The sequence below is a fragment of the Xanthomarina sp. genome (genome assembly GCF_035306605.1).
Lineage (GTDB): Bacteria > Bacteroidota > Bacteroidia > Flavobacteriales > Flavobacteriaceae > Xanthomarina.
In genome coordinates, this window is the sequence record NZ_DATGNR010000064.1 from 1 (window position 1) to 2,839 (window position 2,839).

At 36.4% G+C, this 2,839-nt stretch carries 1 protein-coding gene; it reads left to right on the forward strand.

The window, feature by feature from the left end; all coding sequences use genetic code 11:
* Positions 1-164: 164 nt before the first annotated feature.
* On the forward strand, positions 165-2,839 hold a 2,675-nt coding region (locus tag VKY41_RS09315; RefSeq protein ID WP_500814176.1), incomplete at its 3' end, for an efflux RND transporter permease subunit.

Genomic DNA, 2,839 nt, shown 5'->3' on the forward strand with positions numbered 1-2,839 from the left:
CCACCTTTTGTTGAAATTCCTTGTAACTTCTTTTATAAAGAATCTATCTCTCTATTTGAAAAATCAGCTGTTTTTCAACCTCCTAAATTCGCATAATTCACCCGTAATCTAAGTTCATTTTAAAAGCTATTTCTTAATGGCTTCACACTTTTTACATACGAATTATGTTAGAAAACATCATTAAATTCAGTTTAAAGAACAAACTCATTATTCTTTTACTCATGGCATTTGTGGTTGGTTTTGGAATAATTTCCTTAACTCAAATACCTATTGGAGCTGTTCCAGATATTACCAACAACCAAGTGCAAGTTATTACCACCTCTAGAAATTTATCCACTCAGGATGTGGAACAATTTATTACCTATCCTGTCGAGCTAGAAATGGCCAATTTACCGGGAGTTATTGAGATTCGTTCGGTTTCAAAATTTGGCTTATCTGTAGTTACCATAGTATTTGAAGACCAAATGGGTACTTATTTGCCAAGGCAATTAATTGCTGAAAAAATTAAATCGGCTTCCGAAAAAATTCCAGAAGGTTTTGGTTCTCCTGAAATGGGTCCCATAACCACAGGTTTGGGAGAAATTTATCAATACGTTTTAGATGTCAAACCTGAATTTAAAGACAGGTATTCTATTACCGATTTAAGAACCATTCAAGATTGGGTGGTAAAACGTCAACTTTCTGGAATACCAGGAGTGGTAGAAGTAAATACTTGGGGCGGATTTTTAAAACAGTATGAAGTAGCCATCAACCCAGAAAAGCTAAACGCTATGAATATTTCAGTTTCTGAAATTTACACAGCTCTAGAAAAAAACAACAGTGTTGCCGGAGGCGGATATATTGAAAAAACCAATCAAGCTTTTTTTATTCGAGGCGAAGGATTGGTTACATCTCTTGAAGATATTGGCAATATTGTAGTTAAAAATGATGGCGTTCCTATTTACATCAAAGACATTGCAAAAATTGGCTTTGGAAGTGCTACACGTTTTGGTGCCATTACCGGAAATGGTGAAGGTGAAAAAGTACTAGGTCAGATTATGATGATAAAGGATGGAAACTCCAATCAAATTATCCAAGACGTTAAAGAACGTGTTGCTTCCATTGAAAGTTCTTTGCCTGAAGGCGTTTATATTAATCCCTTTCTAGAACGTACCGAGCTCATAAACAAAACCACTTTTACCGTTGCAGAAAACCTGATTTTAGGCTCTCTCATCGTTATTTTTGTGGTGGTTTTATTCTTAGGCAATTGGCGTTCTGGATTGGTAGTCGCATCCGTAATCCCTCTAAGTTTATTATTTGCCATTTCCATGATGAACATCTTTGGAGTCGATGCCAACTTAATGAGTTTAGGAGCTATAGATTTTGGAATTATTATTGATGGAGCCGTTATTATTGTTGAATTTACAGCTTTTCAAATCACAGCTCAAAGCGCAAAGATAACTTCACTTTCTAAAAAAGACCAACAAGCAGATATCGATGCTGTTACTTTAAAAAGCTCTTCAAAAATGATGAATTCGGCCATCTTTGGACAGCTCATTATTTTAATTGTGTTCATCCCAATTCTATCCTTAAGTGGTATTGAAGGAAAAATGTTTAAACCCATGGCTATGACCTTTAGCTTCGCGCTAATTGGAGCCATGATTTTCTGTTTAACCTATGTTCCGGTAATTTCTTCCTTACTTCTAAAACCAAGCGTGCAGAGTGATAAAAATATTTCTGTTAGATTAATGAGGTTATTAAACAAGTTCTACCAACCAGTAATCAATTGGGCTTTGTACAACAAAAAATTGGTAGTTTCATTATCGTTTGTTTTAATGGCTTCAAGTTTTTGGATTTTCAGCAACATGGGAGGCGAATTTGTACCAACTTTAGACGAAGGTGATTTTGTGATTCAACCCGTTTTAAAAACAGGAACATCTTTAAGCAAAACCATAGAAATCACCACTCGAATCGAACAGATTTTATTGGACAATTTCCCTGAAGTAGACCAAGTAGTCAGCAGGATTGGTGCAGCCGAAGTTCCAACGGATCCTATGTCTATGGAAGAAAGCGACGTGATTATAAAGCTAAAACCTAAAAAACAATGGGTTTCTGCTTCCAGTAAAAACGAATTGGCAGATAAATTTAAAGAAGCCCTTTCAGTCATTCCAGAAATGGAAGTCGAATTTACGCAACCTATCGAAATGCGTTTTAATGAGTTGGTTACCGGAGTTCGAGCAGATGTGGCGATTAAAGTTTTTGGTGAAGACCTAGATGTTTTAGCAAATAAAGCCAATGAGATAAGAAATCTGATCGAAAACGTGGAAGGTGCTTCAGACATTATTGTTGAGAAAGTGGCAGGTTTACCCCAAATGAGCGTTAGTTTCGATAGGAGTAAAATTGCTCGTTATGGACTAAATATTTCCGATTTAAACCAGCTTATTTCCATAGGATTTGCAGGTGGAACAGTAGGTTCTGTCTTTGAAGGTGAAAAACGTTTCGATCTGGTTATTCGTTTGGACAAAAGCCAAAGAAAAGACCTTGAAAGTCTTAAAAATTTATATGTGGACACTCCAAGCGGAGCTAAAATCCCACTAAGCGAACTGGCCAATATTAGTTATACTAGGGGTCCTGCACAAATTTCCAGAGACGATACCAAACGAAGGATTGTTGTAGGTGTTAACGTTAGAAACAGGGATTTACAATCGGTTGTAGACGACATCCAAGTCATACTTGACAAAGATTTAAAACTTCCAACAGGTTATACCATCACTTATGGAGGTCAGTTTGAAAATTTACAAAGCGCAAAATCCAGATTAATGGTGGCCGTACCGGTGGCATTGGTGCTTATTTTTATTCT